6 protein-coding genes are annotated in these 15,850 nt (G+C 46.8%); 4 read left to right on the top strand and 2 right to left on the bottom strand.

Features of this window, described 5'->3' with window-relative positions:
- Nucleotides 1–49: 49 nt before the first annotated feature.
- Nucleotides 50–1,801: a sensor domain-containing diguanylate cyclase gene (locus AC3CIA_RS02370; RefSeq protein WP_108202937.1), complete on the bottom strand. Its 1,752-nt coding sequence runs from the start codon at nucleotides 1,799–1,801 to the stop codon at nucleotides 50–52.
- A 91-nt stretch (nucleotides 1,802–1,892) separates the two neighbouring features.
- Complete coding sequence (mnmL, locus tag AC3CIA_RS02365) at nucleotides 1,893–2,846, bottom strand: tRNA modification radical SAM protein MnmL/YtqA (protein WP_017087516.1); 954 nt, start codon at nucleotides 2,844–2,846, stop codon at nucleotides 1,893–1,895.
- A gap of 530 nt (nucleotides 2,847–3,376) precedes the next feature.
- On the opposite strand from mnmL, the gene gltB (AC3CIA_RS02360) reads away from it, so the two are divergent.
- The 4 genes from gltB (AC3CIA_RS02360) to AC3CIA_RS02345 all read left to right on the top strand — a co-directional run bounded on the left by gltB (AC3CIA_RS02360) (nucleotide 3,377) and on the right by AC3CIA_RS02345 (nucleotide 15,716).
- Nucleotides 3,377–7,924: a glutamate synthase large subunit gene (gltB, locus tag AC3CIA_RS02360; RefSeq protein ID WP_004734986.1), complete on the top strand. Its 4,548-nt coding sequence runs from the start codon at nucleotides 3,377–3,379 to the stop codon at nucleotides 7,922–7,924.
- Nucleotides 7,924–9,393: a glutamate synthase subunit beta gene (locus AC3CIA_RS02355; protein ID WP_488518461.1), complete on the top strand. Its 1,470-nt coding sequence runs from the start codon at nucleotides 7,924–7,926 to the stop codon at nucleotides 9,391–9,393. Before gltB (AC3CIA_RS02360) ends, AC3CIA_RS02355 begins: the two co-directional genes overlap by 1 nt.
- A 430-nt stretch (nucleotides 9,394–9,823) precedes the next feature.
- Entirely contained in the window at nucleotides 9,824–14,287 is a 4,464-nt protein-coding gene (gene gltB, locus AC3CIA_RS02350; RefSeq protein WP_488518460.1) for a glutamate synthase large subunit, read from the top strand.
- A 16-nt stretch (nucleotides 14,288–14,303) separates the two neighbouring features.
- Nucleotides 14,304–15,716 carry an FAD-dependent oxidoreductase gene (locus AC3CIA_RS02345; RefSeq protein WP_102567297.1) on the top strand — a complete coding sequence of 471 codons (1,413 nt, stop codon included), beginning with the start codon at nucleotides 14,304–14,306 and terminating at the stop codon, nucleotides 15,714–15,716.
- The last annotated feature ends 134 nt before the right edge of the window (nucleotides 15,717–15,850 follow it).

Genomic DNA, 15,850 nt, shown 5'->3' with positions numbered 1-15,850 from the left:
TAAAACAGATAAGTGGGATAAATAGAGGGGCAGCAAGAGATAAATGTGCTTATCGAATTGAGGAAGGATGCACCATCGAACGGTTTCGACCGTCGGATTTAGCTTGATACAACGCACTGTCAGCCAAGGCAACCGCCGAATCCATTTCATCATCAGGTGTCGGAATGTAAGAGATAATACCAATACTCACAGTGATGAATTCAGAGACATTCGATTTCTCATGCGCCAGTTCCAATTTAAGGATCCCATCATGGATACGCTGTGCCACCAGCTGAGCACCCTCAGCCGTGGTATTCGGTAGAATAAAGCCGAACTCTTCACCACCGTAACGAGCCACACAATCCGATGAACGGTTCAGCACCTGCTTAAATGCCTGAGAGACTTGGATCAGAGCATCATCACCTTGTTGATGTCCGTAAAAATCGTTGTAACCTTTGAAGAAATCGATGTCACACAGCATAATCGTCAGTGGTAATTTCTCACGCACATGATAATGCCACAGCGTCGAAAGCTGTTCATCAAAACGACGGCGGTTGGAAACCTGAGTCAGGCTGTCCATAAAGCTAAGACGCTCAAGTTCAAGGTTGGCTTCTTCAAGTTTCTGCTCCGCAAGGTAACGTTCTGTAATATCACGCGCCATGATCAACACACCATTAGTGCTTGATGCCAGATCTTTAAACGGTGATTTCACCACATCATACCAAGTGTATTCACCATCACTAGAGACAACCTTATCGATATAGCGTAATGACTTACCTTGATGAAGCACTTGGTGATCGGTGTCTGAAATACGCATATACATACTATTAGGCACCACATCTTGCAGACGCTTGCCGACTAAATCACTCACTTCAGAGATACCCAGCGCAGCCACAAATGGCTTATTACATGCTTGGTAAACCATATTTTCGTTGAAGATACCAATCGAGTCAGGGCTCGCTTCCAAGATGTTTTGGAGGATGGTGTCACGTTGGGCAAGCGCGACTTCAGTATCTTTTCGCTTTTCCATTTCACCGCGCAGCTTTTGCTGCATGTCGTGCCAATCGGTCACATCATGGCTAATTGAGAGCGTGCCTATGGTTGATCCATCTTGCGAGAGCAAGACACTTTGGTAGGTTTCAAGCAAACATCCCTTACCGTCTTGATCCGTTGTCCACGAACGTTCACTGACTCGACCTTTTAAAGCCCCGCCAGAAACACTCAAAGTGCCCTCTTCTGAGCGACCATGCCAAAACTTTTTAAACGAGCGATTACTCGTCACCAACTCACCCTTTTGATCTTTTACATAGATCAGCTCAGATAAAGAATCCAAAGCGGTACGCGCGACATTAAGCTCACGAACTTCTTGAGACACCTCTTCATCTGTATTTTTATACGGTGATGCGTGAATCATCCACGCTTTCTTGCTTCTAAAACGGATCCTGCGACCAACCAAATTGATCTTAAAGGACTCAAATTCAGACAGCGCCCACAGAGAGACCTGCTCAAATGATCGAGAGTTGATGTGATTGGTTAAGTAATGACGAAAGCTATTCTCGCTTTCAACGGTAGGGAATCGAAAGTTAACGCCAATTTGGCGAATACCAAGCAGCTGCATAGCTTGGCGATTGGCATATAAGATCTCTCCACTTCGAACATCAACAAAGTAGAGTGGCGATGGAGTAGCAAGTAGAAGTTTTTCAAGATGCGACTGATAACGTGAATAAAGATGCCAGCAGATGAGAGCAATCAGCAATACAACAACGATATAAATACCGTAGCCATACGCCCTGTCCCACAACCAAGTCATTACCAGTTCCATTTACTCTCAATCTATACCATAAAATCTGTGAGGGAAATGTTACCACTATTTGTTGGTTTTATCTGCTGTTACCGACAGTCACCATTTTCTATCAATTGACTGCGTTTAAAACGGGCAGTGTGTACTCGAATGCAGAGCCAGTTTTGATGCCTTGTGCGCCAGTTTTATCAAGCGAACGGCCAATCTCAGTCATCGCTAACCAACGGTTCTCACACCACAAAGGTGAGAGTAACGTCGGGCGCCTCGCCGCAGAAGATACTCGGTGATAAACCACGTTTGCTGGAGTCCGTTGAATCACCTCAGTCGCGATATCAATGTACTCCTCAAGGCTTGGTGCTTCTAGCTTTCCGGCCTTCCACGCCTTAGCCATGGTACTGCCCTCTACTATATGGAGCCCGTGTAGCTTAATACCGTCGGTGCCAACGGCTAATACCTTATCTAAAGTTTCAAGGTTATCCGCTTTGGTTTCTTTGGGCAGGCCAACAATAAGGTGGGTACATATCTTGATCCCCAAAGCACGAGCGCGCCGAGTGATCGTTTCATACACCGCAAAATCGTGGCCACGGTTAATTCGCTTGAGGGTTTTATCATTGGCCGTTTGTAGCCCGAGCTCTAGCCAAATCTCATAGCCTTGTTTCACGTAACCCGACAGCAGTTCCAATACAGAATCAGGCACGCAATCGGGTCTTGTACCAACGCAAAGGCCAACAATATTGGCACCCGGAGCTTTAAGGGCTTCTTCGTACATGTTCTTGAGCACCTGCACTTCAGCATAAGTGCTGGTGTATGCCTGAAAGTAAGCAAGATACTTCTTAGCACGGGCAATCTCACCCGCACGGTCTTTTAATTGATCGGCAATACTTTGAATCTGAGTTTGTTCGTCGGAAAAAGACGCCACATTGCAAAAAGTGCAACCACCGCGACCGATTGTGCCGTCTCGATTTGGGCAGCTAAAACCACCATGAAGTGTCAGCTTGTGAACCTTTTCGCCATAACGACGTTGAAGGTCTTGGCCGATAGTATTAACCAACTCGTGTAATTGCATATTTTCAAAGTGCTCAAGTAAATAAAAATGAATCTCAGTCTTTTTCTGAAAAAAAATTACATCCCTGCAAAATTCGACCAATTAGTTTACGCAAGGCTTTTTGCGAGCAACCTATCAAATATCAATAAACATGCAAAAAATCGGCTCTATTTGCCTAATGTTGCACATTTGTTAGACATTAAATTCAAAATAAAACGAAAAAAATGGTCTACATGGACCAACTTTCATTGCAATTCGCCTAGACAAAATTGTAGGATACTTACACATATTGGCTATTTTTGAGTATTTGCTTACATCTAAAACTTGCCAATAAGTCGGTGATACCCATATCCCACCTATATAAACCACTAGTTTGTGGCTAAAAATAAACGGATATCACTAAGGATTGTTTTTCTCGCAATACTTTTCCTGCGAGATACGGAAAGGATTCAAACCGCCAGCATAGGCAGGTTTAGACCCATAAATATAAAAGGACAAGGCTAACTTAATACAAATAAGTTGCGCCTAGATTTAACTGGAAGGATGTATCTATGGTAGATCAAGAGCAGAACTCACAGGGTCTGTATACTCCTGAATTGGAGCATGACGCTTGTGGTATCGGTTTTGTTGCGCATCTAAAGAATCGCAAATCTCATGATGTAGTAACTCAAGCACTCGATATGCTTGCACGTATGGAACACCGTGGCGGCCAAGGCTGCGATCCGTGTTCTGGTGATGGTGCAGGTATCCTGCTACAGAAGCCGCACGAATTCTTACTAGAAGAAGCCGTAAAGCTTGGAATTAAACTGCCATCTTTTGAAAAATATGGTGTTGGTGTTGTACTTTTCCCTAAAGATGAATACAAACGTGCACAGTGTCGTGACATTCTAGAACGCAATGCACAACGCCTTGAGTTAGAAGTTATCGGCTACCGTGAACTTCCAACTGACAATTCAATGATTGGTGCTGACCCATTAAGCACTGAACCTCAATTTGAACACGTATTTATTTCTGGCGGCCCTGGTATCACACCAGAAGAGCTTGAGCGTAAACTGTATGTTCTACGTAACTACACGGTTCGTGTATGCCTAGAAAGCGTTTCAAATATCGGTGATGACTTCTACATCAACTCTATGTCTTACAAGACATTGGTGTACAAAGGTCAGCTAACAACTGAACAAGTTCCTCAGTACTTCCTAGATCTGCAAAACCCAACTATGGTGACAGCTCTAGCACTCGTACACTCTCGCTTTTCTACCAATACATTCCCTCGTTGGCGTCTAGCTCAGCCTTTCCGTTACATCGCGCATAATGGCGAAATCAATACGGTTCGCGGCAACCTGAACTGGATGAAAGCACGTGAAGCAATCCTAGAATCGGATCTGTTTACACAAGCTGAAATCGACATGCTGCTTCCTATCTGTCAAGAAGGTAGCTCAGACTCATCAAACTTCGATATGGCGCTTGAACTACTTGTTCTTTCAGGTCGTACTCTGCCACATGCGTTGATGATGATGATCCCGGAAGCATGGCAAGAAAACAAAAACATGGATCCAACTCGTCGTGCGTTCTACCAGTACCACGCGAACGTAATGGAACCATGGGATGGCCCAGCGTCAGTATGTTTCACCGATGGTGTTCAAGTTGGTGCAACTCTTGACCGTAACGGTCTGCGTCCTTCTCGCTACACAGTAACTAAAGACGACTTCCTAGTGATGGCGTCTGAGTCTGGTGTTGTTGAGATCGCACCTGAAAACGTTGAATATCGTGGTCGTCTACAGCCTGGTCGTATCTTCGTTGCTGACCTTGAGCAAGGTCGCATCATTTCTGATGAAGAAGTGAAAGACGGTATCGCTAAATCGCAACCCTACGAAAAATGGGTTGAAGAGAACCTTCTGAGCTTGAAAAAGCTACCGGATGCGAGCAACGAATTTAACCAACCTTCTCCAGAGAAACTGCTACACAAACAACAATCGTTTGGTGTGAGCTCTGAAGAAGTAAACGAAATCATTCTCCCTCTTGCAAAAACAGGCTACGAGCCACTTTCTGCAATGGGTGCTGACTGGCCGCTAGCGATTCTTTCTCATCAATCGCAGCACCTTTCAAACTACTTTAAGCAGTTGTTTGCACAAGTAACTAACCCGCCGATCGACCCGATTCGTGAGCGTATGGTTATGTCTCTGAACACTTACCTAGGTAAAGATCAGAACCTACTTGCTGAAACGCCTGAACACTGTCAAAAAGTGGAACTTGAGTCTCCAGTTCTTTCTAACTCAGAGTTAGAGAAACTGCGTGCAATCGATAATGAGCACCTTCAATCGAAGACGCTGGATATCGTATTCCAAGCAAACGGAGACCAAGGTAAGTTAGAGCGCGCACTTAAACGGATCTGCCAATATGCGGAAGATGCGGTTATTGATGGCTACTCTATCATCCTACTAACTGACCGTGCGGTTAACTCAAACCACGCCGCTATCCCAGCAATGCTGGCGGTTGGCGCAGTTCACCACCATCTAATCCGTAAAGGGCTACGTGCTAAGTGTGACATCGTTGTTGAAACGGGTGACGCGCGTGAGACACACCACTTTGCAACCTTGATCGGTTACGGTGCAAACGCAGTTAACCCATACCTAGTTATCGAAACGATTGTTGAACTTCAACGTACTAAGAAGCTAGATCCAAACGTTCATCCACGTGAGTTATTCGATAACTACCGTAAGGGTGTTAACGGCGGTCTACTGAAGATCTTCTCGAAGATGGGTATCTCTACGCTGCAGTCTTACCACGGCGCTCAAATCTTTGAAGCACTTGGTGTTAGCAAATCAGTGGTTGAAAAATACTTCACTGGTACTGTTTCTCGTATCCAAGGTCTAACGATCGACGATATCGCACGAGAAGTATTAGTTCGTCACCGTGTTGGTTACCCTGCTCGTGAAATCCCAGCTCAAGTTCTTGATGTTGGCGGTGTTTACCAGTGGAAACAACGTGGTGAGAAGCACTTATTCAACCCAGAAACAATTTCTCTACTTCAAGAATCGACGCGTAACAAAGATTACGGTCAATTCAAGAAGTACGCGAACGCCGTTGATGCTCAAGGCGACAACGCAGCAACACTACGTAGCCAACTTGATTTCATCAAGAACCCAGCAGGCTCTATTCCTCTAGCGGAAGTAGAACCTATTGAGAAAATCCTTAAGCGTTTCGCAACAGGCGCAATGAGCTTCGGTTCAATCTCGCATGAGGCTCACTCAACACTCGCTGTTGCAATGAACCGCATTGGCGCGAAGTCGAACTCAGGTGAAGGTGGTGAAGACCCAGCACGTTTCGAGCGTAAAGAAAATGGCGACTGGGAACGTTCAGCAATCAAACAGGTGGCTTCTGGTCGCTTTGGTGTAACGTCTTACTACCTATCTAACGCTGATGAGCTGCAAATCAAGATGGCTCAAGGTGCGAAACCTGGCGAAGGTGGTCAACTACCTGGTGATAAGGTTGATGACTGGATCGGCGCAACGCGTCACTCGACTCCGGGCGTAGGTCTTATCTCTCCACCGCCACACCACGATATCTACTCAATCGAAGATTTGGCTCAGCTAATCTACGATCTGAAAAACGCGAACCGTAACGGCCGTGTCAACGTGAAGCTAGTATCAGAAGCAGGCGTAGGTACGATTGCATCAGGTGTAGCAAAAGCGAAAGCTGACGTGGTACTTATCGCAGGTTTTGATGGTGGTACGGGTGCATCTCCGATGTCTTCTATCCGTCACACCGGTCTGCCTTGGGAATTAGGTCTAGCGGAAACGCACCAAACACTACTGAAAAACGGCCTACGTAACCGTATCGTTGTTCAGTCTGATGGTCAGATGAAAACACCACGTGACCTTGCAGTCGCAACCTTACTTGGCGCTGAAGAATGGGGCGTAGCAACAGCTGCTCTAGTTGTTGAAGGCTGTATCATGATGCGTAAGTGTCACAAGAATACGTGTCCTGTTGGTATCGCAACACAAAACAAAACTCTTCGTGAGCGTTTCGACGGCCGCGTAGAAGACGTAGTAACGTTCTTCCAATACATGGCTGAAGGTCTACGTGAAGTAATGGCTGAACTTGGTTTCCGCTCTATTGATGAGATGGTAGGTCAATCGCACAAACTTAAAGTTCGTGATGACATCGGTCACTGGAAGTACAAGAACCTAGATCTAACACCGGTACTGCACATTGAGCAGGCTCGTGCAGAAGATGGTATCTACAACCAGACAACACAGAATCATAATCTTGAAGACGTTCTAGACCGTAAGTTGATTCAGGCTGCAATCCCAGCGCTTGAGAAAGGTGAAGCGGTTACCGCTCAGTTCCCTATCATCAACACGGACCGTTCAGCAGGCACGATGCTGTCGAACGAAATCTCGAAGGTTTACAAAGACCAAGGTTTACCACAGCCAATGAACGTTAAGTTCCACGGTAGTGCAGGTCAATCTTTCGGTGCGTTCCTTGCGAAAGGCGTTAAGTTCGAAGTAGAAGGCGACGCGAACGATTACTGGGGTAAAGGTCTGTCTGGCGGTACGTTGGTACTGTACCCAGATGCAAGATCTACTATCGTTGCTGAAGATAACATCGTGGTTGGTAACGTATGTTTCTACGGTGCAACCTCTGGTGAATCTTTCATTCGCGGTATGGCTGGCGAACGTTTCTGTGTTCGTAACTCTGGTGCGAAGGTTGTTGTTGAAGGTGTTGGTGACCACGGTTGTGAATACATGACTGGCGGCGCGGCAATTATCCTTGGTTCAACGGGTCGTAACTTTGCTGCAGGTATGAGTGGCGGTGTCGCTTATGTTTGGGATAAAGCAGGTGACTTCGAGACTAAGCTCAACGCAGAACTTGTAGACCTAGATCCAATTGAACAAGAAGATAAAGATCTTCTACTAGATATGCTAACTAAGCATGTTGAATTCACAGGAAGTGAAGTTGCTCAGTCTTTCCTAGACAACTTTGAAGCAAGTGTTGCATCGCTAGTTAAAGTAATGCCACGCGACTACAAAGCGGTTCTTCAAAAGCGTAAAGCTGAAGCACAACAGGCACAAACGGAAGAAGTGGAGGCAGTATAATGGGTAAGCCTACTGGATTTTTAGAACACGGTCGTGAGCTTCCAAAGAAGCTCGACCCGTCAGTTCGAATTGAAGACAACAAAGAGTTCGTACTTAACGAAGAGTTTGGTGAAAAGATCAATACTCAAGCATCTCGTTGTATGGACTGTGGCGTACCTTTCTGTCACAACGGCTGTCCGATTGGTAACATCATCCCAGAATTCAATGACGCTGTTTATCGCGACAGCTGGGAAGAGGCTTGGAACATTCTTAGCTCTACCAATAACTTCCCTGAGTTTACAGGTCGTGTTTGTCCTGCTCCTTGTGAAAGTGCCTGTGTTCTTGGCATCAACCAAGACCCAATCACTATCTGTAATATAGAGAAAACGATTGTAGAAACTGCGTACCGTGAAGGGTACGCAAAGCCTAAAACACCACGCTCTCGCACAGGGAAAACTGTCGCAGTTATCGGTTCAGGCCCAGCAGGCTTAGCCGCAGCTGAACAGCTAAACAGTGCAGGTCACTCGGTAACGGTATTTGAACGTGACGAGAAAGTGGGTGGTCTACTTCGCTTCGGTATCCCAGATTTCAAACTGGGTATGGACGTAATTGATCGTAAGATCAACCTAATGGCTGAAGCTGGCGTTGAGTTTAAAGTGAACCAACACATCGGTGTTGATGTTAATGCTCAACAGCTACGCCAAGAGTTTGATGTGATATTGCTAACAGGTGGTTCTACGGTTCCACGTGACTTGCCAATCCCAGGTCGTGAGCTGAAAGGCGTTCACTTTGCCATGGAATTCCTTGGTCAAAACAACCGCCGTGCCAACGACTTAGATCTTAAGACAGAAGAGCTTCACGCTAAAGATAAACACATTGTGGTTATCGGTGGTGGTGATACAGGCTCTGACTGTGTAGGCACATCAAACCGTCATAAAGCAGCAAGCATTACTCAGGTTGAGATCATGCCGATCCCACCAGAGAAACGCCCTGCAAATATGCCTTGGCCTCAATACCCAATGATCATGAAAACCACCACTTCTCACGAAGAAGGTTGTGAACGTCATTGGAACATCTTAACCAAAGAGTTCATTAGCGACGATCAAGGTCAAGTAACGGGTCTACGTATCGCTGACATCGTTTGGCAAGACGCAAAACCAGGCGAACGTCCAGGTTTTGATGAAGTAGCTAACTCTGAACGTGTTATTCCATGTGACATGGCATTCCTTGCAATGGGCTTCTTACACCCAGAGCCAACAGGCGTGCTTGCTCAACTAGACATTAAACTGGACGAGCGCGGTAACGTCGCTTCTGAAGGTTTTGCGACAAACCAGAAAGGCGTTTTCGCTGCTGGTGATATGCGTACTGGCCAATCTCTGGTTGTACGTTGTATTAATGAAGGTCGTGAATGTGCAATTGCCATTGATGACTTCTTAATGGGTAACTCAAACTTAGAAGCGAAAGCAGATTCACTCATGCTTTCCGCATAATATTTCTCGGGCTAGCGTCGATGACGTTAGCCTAGAGGAAAAGCAACACCCTTCCTAACTTTTATGTTTGGCTAGCACTCGATGCTAGCCTTTTTTCTATCTGCCTTACGGCTCCTGCGACATTCCCTTCGTTGCACATGTTAAATCCCATTAACATCTACCTTTTATATCCCTTTGATATCACTCTACTATTTTAGATTATTACGTGGTTAATCGCGTTTACGCATGATAATTAACCATGAACTTGACCTTAAACACAATTAGCTATACGTTGTAAAGCTGGTGAAAATAAAACCAATCGGTTTTGTTAACACAACCAATAACGTTTTAACTAGCTAAAGACAAACTATAAGCTTATAAAAAATAACAAGTATATGAATAGTTAGTCATTTACTGTCTGGATGACAGAGAAGCAAAAGGGAGAATTGCAATGGCTCTATATGATCCTAGTCTTGAAAAAGACAACTGTGGATTTGGTTTAATAGCGCAAATGGAAGGCCAACCGAGTCATAAGTTGGTACGAACTGCTATTTCAGCCCTCGATCGCATGACACACCGTGGTGGTATCGCTGCGGATGGTAAAACCGGAGATGGCTGTGGCTTATTGCTACAGAAGCCCGACTCTTATCTCAGAATTATTGCTGAAGAGAATAACTTCAAGCTCGGCAAGCAATACGCTGTCGGCATGATTTTTTTCAGCCAAGACCCAATCAAAGCGCAATCGGCGCAAGACATCGTCAATAAAGAGCTCGCTCAAGAGACTTTAACCGTAGCTGGCTGGCGTGTTGTGCCAACCAACACCGATGTTTTAGGCCCAATCGCCAAAGATTCTGTTCCCAATATTCAACAAGTGTTTATCTCGGCCCCTGCGGGTTGGCGTGAACGTGATATTGAACGACGCCTTTATATCGCTCGTCGTCGAATTGAAAAGCAGATCACCGAAGACAAAGATTTCTATATTTGTAGCCTGTCGACTCAAGTCATGGTCTACAAAGGCTTGTGTATGCCCGCCGATCTTCCGCGATTTTACCTCGATCTTGCTGACTTACGTATGGAATCGGCGATATGCCTGTTCCACCAGCGCTTCTCTACCAATACTCAGCCGCGTTGGCCACTGGCTCAGCCATTCCGCTATTTGGCGCACAATGGTGAGATCAATACCATCGAAGGTAACCGTCAGTGGGCTAAAGCTCGTGCCTATAAATTCTCTTCACCACTGCTGCCCGATTTACAAACGGCCGCACCCTTTGTGAATGAGACAGGCTCAGATTCATCAAGCCTAGATAACATGCTCGACCTGTTCCTTGCTGGGGGTATGGATGTATTCCGAGCGATGCGTATGCTCGTGCCGCCCGCTTGGCAAAACCACCCAGACATGGATCCCGATCTACGTGCATTCTACGACTTCAACTCTAAGCACATGGAACCGTGGGATGGCCCTGCAGGTATCGTCCTTTCTGACGGTCGTTACGCTGCGTGTAACCTAGATAGAAACGGCTTACGCCCTGCGCGTTATGTGATTACCAAAGACAACCTGATCACGCTGGCCTCTGAAGTGGGCATCTGGAATTACGCGCCAGACGAAGTGGCAGAGAAAGGGCGTGTCGGCCCGGGTGAACTACTCGTCATAGATACGCGCCGCGGTAAACTGTGGCAATCTAATGAGATCGACAATGATCTGAAAGGTCGACACCCTTATAAAGAGTGGATGGAAAAGAACGTTCACAAATTAACACCGTTTTCCGAATTGTCAGATGATCAAGTCGGTAAGCGTAGCTTTGGCGATGACACACTAAAGACTTATCAAAAACAATTTGCGATGAGTAACGAAGAATCAGACCAAGTACTGCGCGTACTCGGTGATATGGGACAGGAAGCGGTCGGCTCGATGGGCGATGATACGCCGATGGCTGTACTGTCTTCGAAAGAGCGTCTCGTCACTGACTATTTCCGTCAAATGTTTGCACAGGTCACCAACCCACCGATTGATCCACTGCGTGAAAAGCATGTTATGTCTTTAGCCACCAGTATCGGCCAAGAGATGAACGTGTTCTGCGAAACCGACGGTCACGCCTACCGTGTGACATTTAATTCGCCCGTTCTGGTCTACTCTGACATGCAGCAACTTCTGCAGTTAAATCAAAAACACTATGGCCACGCGATTCTTAGCATGCACTATGATCCTGCTGATAAAGATCTCGAACAAGCCATTAATGACTTGTGTGATCGTGCGGTGCAAGAGGTCCGTAATGGTGCTGTTTTGATTGTACTTTCAGACAAACACTTAGAGAAAGGCAAGCTCCCGGTTCCAGCAGCGATGGCTGTCGGTGCGGTGCAAACCAGACTTGCTGACAACAACCTACGTTGTGATGCTAACATCGTGGTTGAGACTGCAACCGCACGTGACCCGCACCAATTTGCAGTTCTGCTTGGCTTCGGTGCAACCGCAGTTTATCCATATCTCGCTTATGAAGCATTGGGCAAAATGTTGGACGACGGTTCATTAAATAAAGACTATCGCACTGCATTACAAAATTACCAAAACGGCATCAACAAAGGTCTGTATAAGATCATGTCGAAGATGGGTATCTCGACGATTGCTTCTTATCGCTGCTCGCAATTATTTGAGGCGGTCGGTTTGCATACCGATGTCGTTGACTTGTGTTTCCGAGGCGTAACGACTCGTATCCAAGGCGCTAGCTTTAGCGACTTCCAACAAGATATCTATAACCTATCTCGTAAAGCATGGACTAAACGTAAACCACTGGAACATGGTGGCTTGCTCAAATACGTACATGGCGGTGAATACCACGCCTACAACCCAGACGTAGTCAGTACCTTACAAACCGCCGTAAAGACAGGAGAAACATCAGATTATCAATCTTTTGCGAAGCAAGTTAATGCTCGTCCTGCTGCTATGCTGCGCGACTTAATGAGCCTCAAAAAAGCCGATCAACCTCTGCCACTAGAACAAGTCGAGCCAAGTAGCGATCTCTTTAAACGCTTCGACTCTGCAGCGATGTCGATTGGTGCCTTAAGCCCTGAAGCTCATGAAGCACTGGCCATGGCGATGAACCGATTAGGAGGCTACTCCAACTCTGGTGAAGGTGGTGAAGATCCACGACGCTTTGGTACTGATCGTAATTCTCGTATCAAGCAGATAGCTTCCGGCCGTTTTGGTGTGACACCACATTACTTAACCAATGCGGATGTTCTGCAAATCAAAGTCGCACAAGGTGCGAAGCCGGGCGAAGGTGGCCAACTGCCGGGGCATAAAGTCACCGCAGAAATCGCCAAACTGAGATACTCAGTTCAAGGGGTAACACTGATCTCCCCTCCTCCGCATCACGATATTTATTCTATAGAGGATCTGGCGCAGCTTATTTTCGACCTTAAGCAAGTGAACCCTAAAGCCTTGGTTTCAGTGAAGTTAGTATCAGAACCGGGTGTGGGCACCATTGCTACTGGTGTAGCGAAAGCCTATGCCGACCTGATTACGATCTCCGGTTACGACGGTGGTACCGCGGCAAGCCCGCTGACTTCGGTAAAATACGCAGGTTGTCCTTGGGAGCTTGGCTTAGCGGAGACTCAACAAGCACTAGTCGCCAACGGCCTACGCCATAAGATCCGCTTGCAAGTCGATGGGGGTTTAAAAACCGGACTCGATGTTATCAAGGGCGCGATTCTCGGTGCTGAAAGCTTTGGTTTTGGTACCGCGCCAATGGTCGCGATGGGTTGTAAGTTCTTACGAATTTGTCACCTAAACAACTGTGCAACGGGTGTGGCGACTCAAGATGAAACACTACGCCGTGAATACTTCAAAGGCCTGCCTGACATGGTAGTGAACTACTTTACCGGCCTAGCCGACGAAGTTCGCCAGTACCTTGCAGAACTTGGAGTCGAAAAGCTCACAGACCTGATTGGTCGCACGGATCTACTTGAAGCCGTTCAAGGCCTGACGGCGAAACAGAGTAAACTCGATCTCTCTTCAATACTCGAAGCTCCGGTATCTCCAGAAGGTCACCCACTGTTTTGGACCGAGCCAAACGCACCATTTGATAAAGCGCAACTCAACCAACAGATCCTTGATGATGCCATTGATGCGATTGAGAAACGTCAATCCACCAGCCTTTACTACAACGTAATCAACACCGATCGCTCGATTGGCGCTCGTATCTCTGGCGAAATAGCGAAACGCTACGGTAACCAAGGCATGGCGGGGTCACCAATTAAGTTGTATCTCGATGGCACAGCAGGCCAATCCTTTGCGGTTTGGAACGCTGGCGGCGTTGAGCTGTATCTGACGGGTGATGCCAATGACTATGTCGGCAAAGGCATGGCGGGCGGTAAGGTGGTTATCAAACCTCACCAAGGCACAGCCTTTGTTTGTAACGAGGCGACCATCATTGGTAACACCTGCTTATATGGAGCGACTGGAGGCAAACTATTTGCAGCGGGTACCGCAGGCGAGCGATTTGGCGTGCGTAACTCAGGTACTGTTGCCGTGATTGAAGGCGCAGGCGACAACGCTTGTGAATACATGACAGGCGGTATTGTAGCGATTCTTGGCGCAACTGGAGTGAACTTCGGCGCCGGTATGACAGGTGGTTTCGCTTATGTGATGGATAAGAACGAGGACTTCCAAGGTCGAGTTAATAACGAGTCGGTCGAGGCACTTTCTCTGTCTGACCTATTTATCCACCAAGAACATCTGCGTGGCTTAATTGCAGAACACTTAGAAGAGACTGGCTCAGTACACGCTGAAGCTATTCTGGCGAACTTTGATGAATGGATTCCAAAGTTCTACCTAGTGAAGCCGAAGACGGCGGATCTCAACACCTTGCTCGGTCACCAAAGCCGCAGCTCTGCTGAACTTCGTGTTCAAGCGCAATAATTGGAAGGAGCCAATCATGAGCCAGAATGTATACCAATTTATTGATGTGAATCGCGTAGACCCAGCGAAGAAACCAATCAAGATACGTAAGATTGAGTTTGTAGAGATCTACGAACCTTTCACGAAGCAACAAGCTAAGGCACAAGCCGACCGCTGTTTAGACTGTGGTAACCCCTACTGTGAATGGAAGTGCCCAGTCCATAACTACATCCCTCAATGGCTCAAACTTGCCAATGAGGGGCGCATTATCGAAGCGGCTGAACTGTCCCATCAAACCAACAGCTTGCCTGAGGTTTGCGGACGAGTTTGTCCTCAAGATCGTCTATGTGAAGGCTCTTGTACCCTCAACGACGATTTCGGCGCAGTAACCATCGGCAACATTGAAAAATACATCAATGACAAAGCGTTTGAGATGGGCTGGAAACCAGACATGTCTCACGTTGAATGGACCGACAAAAAGGTCGCGATCATTGGCGCTGGCCCCGCAGGTCTTGCTGCAGCTGATATCTTAGTTCGAAACGGGGTGAAGGCCGTGGTATTTGACCGCTACCCTGAGATCGGTGGCCTGCTAACGTTTGGTATCCCATCGTTCAAACTCGAGAAAGGCATCATGGAAAACCGTCGCCGTATCTTTAGTGGGATGGGCGTTGAATTTAAGATGAATACCGAAGTCGGTAAAGACGTTCAACTACAACAACTTGTCGATGACTATGATGCTGTTTTCTTAGGGGTCGGTACTTATAAAAACATGCGCGCTGGGTTAGACAACGAAGAAGCACCGGGCGTTTATGATGCCCTACCATTTCTTGTTTCCAACACCTACAAGGTCATGGATCTGGATAACCCAACGCCATTCATCGACATGAAGGGCAAAAAAGTGGTTGTGCTTGGTGGCGGTGATACCGCGATGGACTGTGTCCGGACGTCGATTCGTCAACACGCTGCTAATGTTGTTTGTGCTTATCGCCGAGATGAAGCAAACATGCCGGGCTCTCGCCGTGAGGTGAAAAATGCAAAAGAGGAAGGCGTGAAGTTCATGTTCAACCTTCAACCATTAGCACTGGAAACCGATTCATCCGGTCATGTGACTGGCGTAAAAGTGGTGAAAACAGCCTTGGGTGAACCCGATGACGCAGGGCGCCGTCGTCCTGAACCCGTAGAAGGCAGTGAGCATGTTCTTGAAGCCGATGCTGTGATCATGGCGTTTGGTTTCCAACCTCATGCAATGGAATGGCTAGAACCATTTGGTGTAGAGCTTGATCAATGGGGTCGCATCAAGGCACCCGGCAAACAAGAATTTCAATACCAAACCACCAACAGCAAGATCTTTGCAGGTGGTGATGCGGTTCGAGGATCTGACTTAGTAGTGACCGCTATCGATGAAGGCCGTAAAGCCGCAGAAGGGATCTTGGACTACCTAGAAGTGTGACTAATATAAGGTTTCCTTTATTACTCAGCTCGTTACTATAAAAAAAGGATCCAATGATGGATCCTTTTTTGAATTAGATACGTTTATCACAAGCATATCGAAAATTCGTAAAACAATCGCAAACAAGCCAATAC

It is taken from the genome of Vibrio sp. QJM3NY_27 (genome assembly GCF_057785955.1).
This window is presented reverse-complemented; position numbering and strand designations above follow the sequence as displayed.

Coding starts and splice junctions, on each gene's coding strand:
- gltB (WP_488518460.1), top strand. CDS start 9,824: ATGGCTCTATATGATCCTAGTCTTGAAAAAGACAACTGTGGATTTGGT.
- AC3CIA_RS02355 (WP_488518461.1), top strand. CDS start 7,924: ATGGGTAAGCCTACTGGATTTTTAGAACACGGTCGTGAGCTTCCAAAG.
- AC3CIA_RS02370 (WP_108202937.1), bottom strand. CDS start 1,801: ATGGAACTGGTAATGACTTGGTTGTGGGACAGGGCGTATGGCTACGGT.
- AC3CIA_RS02345 (WP_102567297.1), top strand. CDS start 14,304: ATGAGCCAGAATGTATACCAATTTATTGATGTGAATCGCGTAGACCCA.
- mnmL (WP_017087516.1), bottom strand. CDS start 2,846: ATGCAATTACACGAGTTGGTTAATACTATCGGCCAAGACCTTCAACGT.
- gltB (WP_004734986.1), top strand. CDS start 3,377: ATGGTAGATCAAGAGCAGAACTCACAGGGTCTGTATACTCCTGAATTG.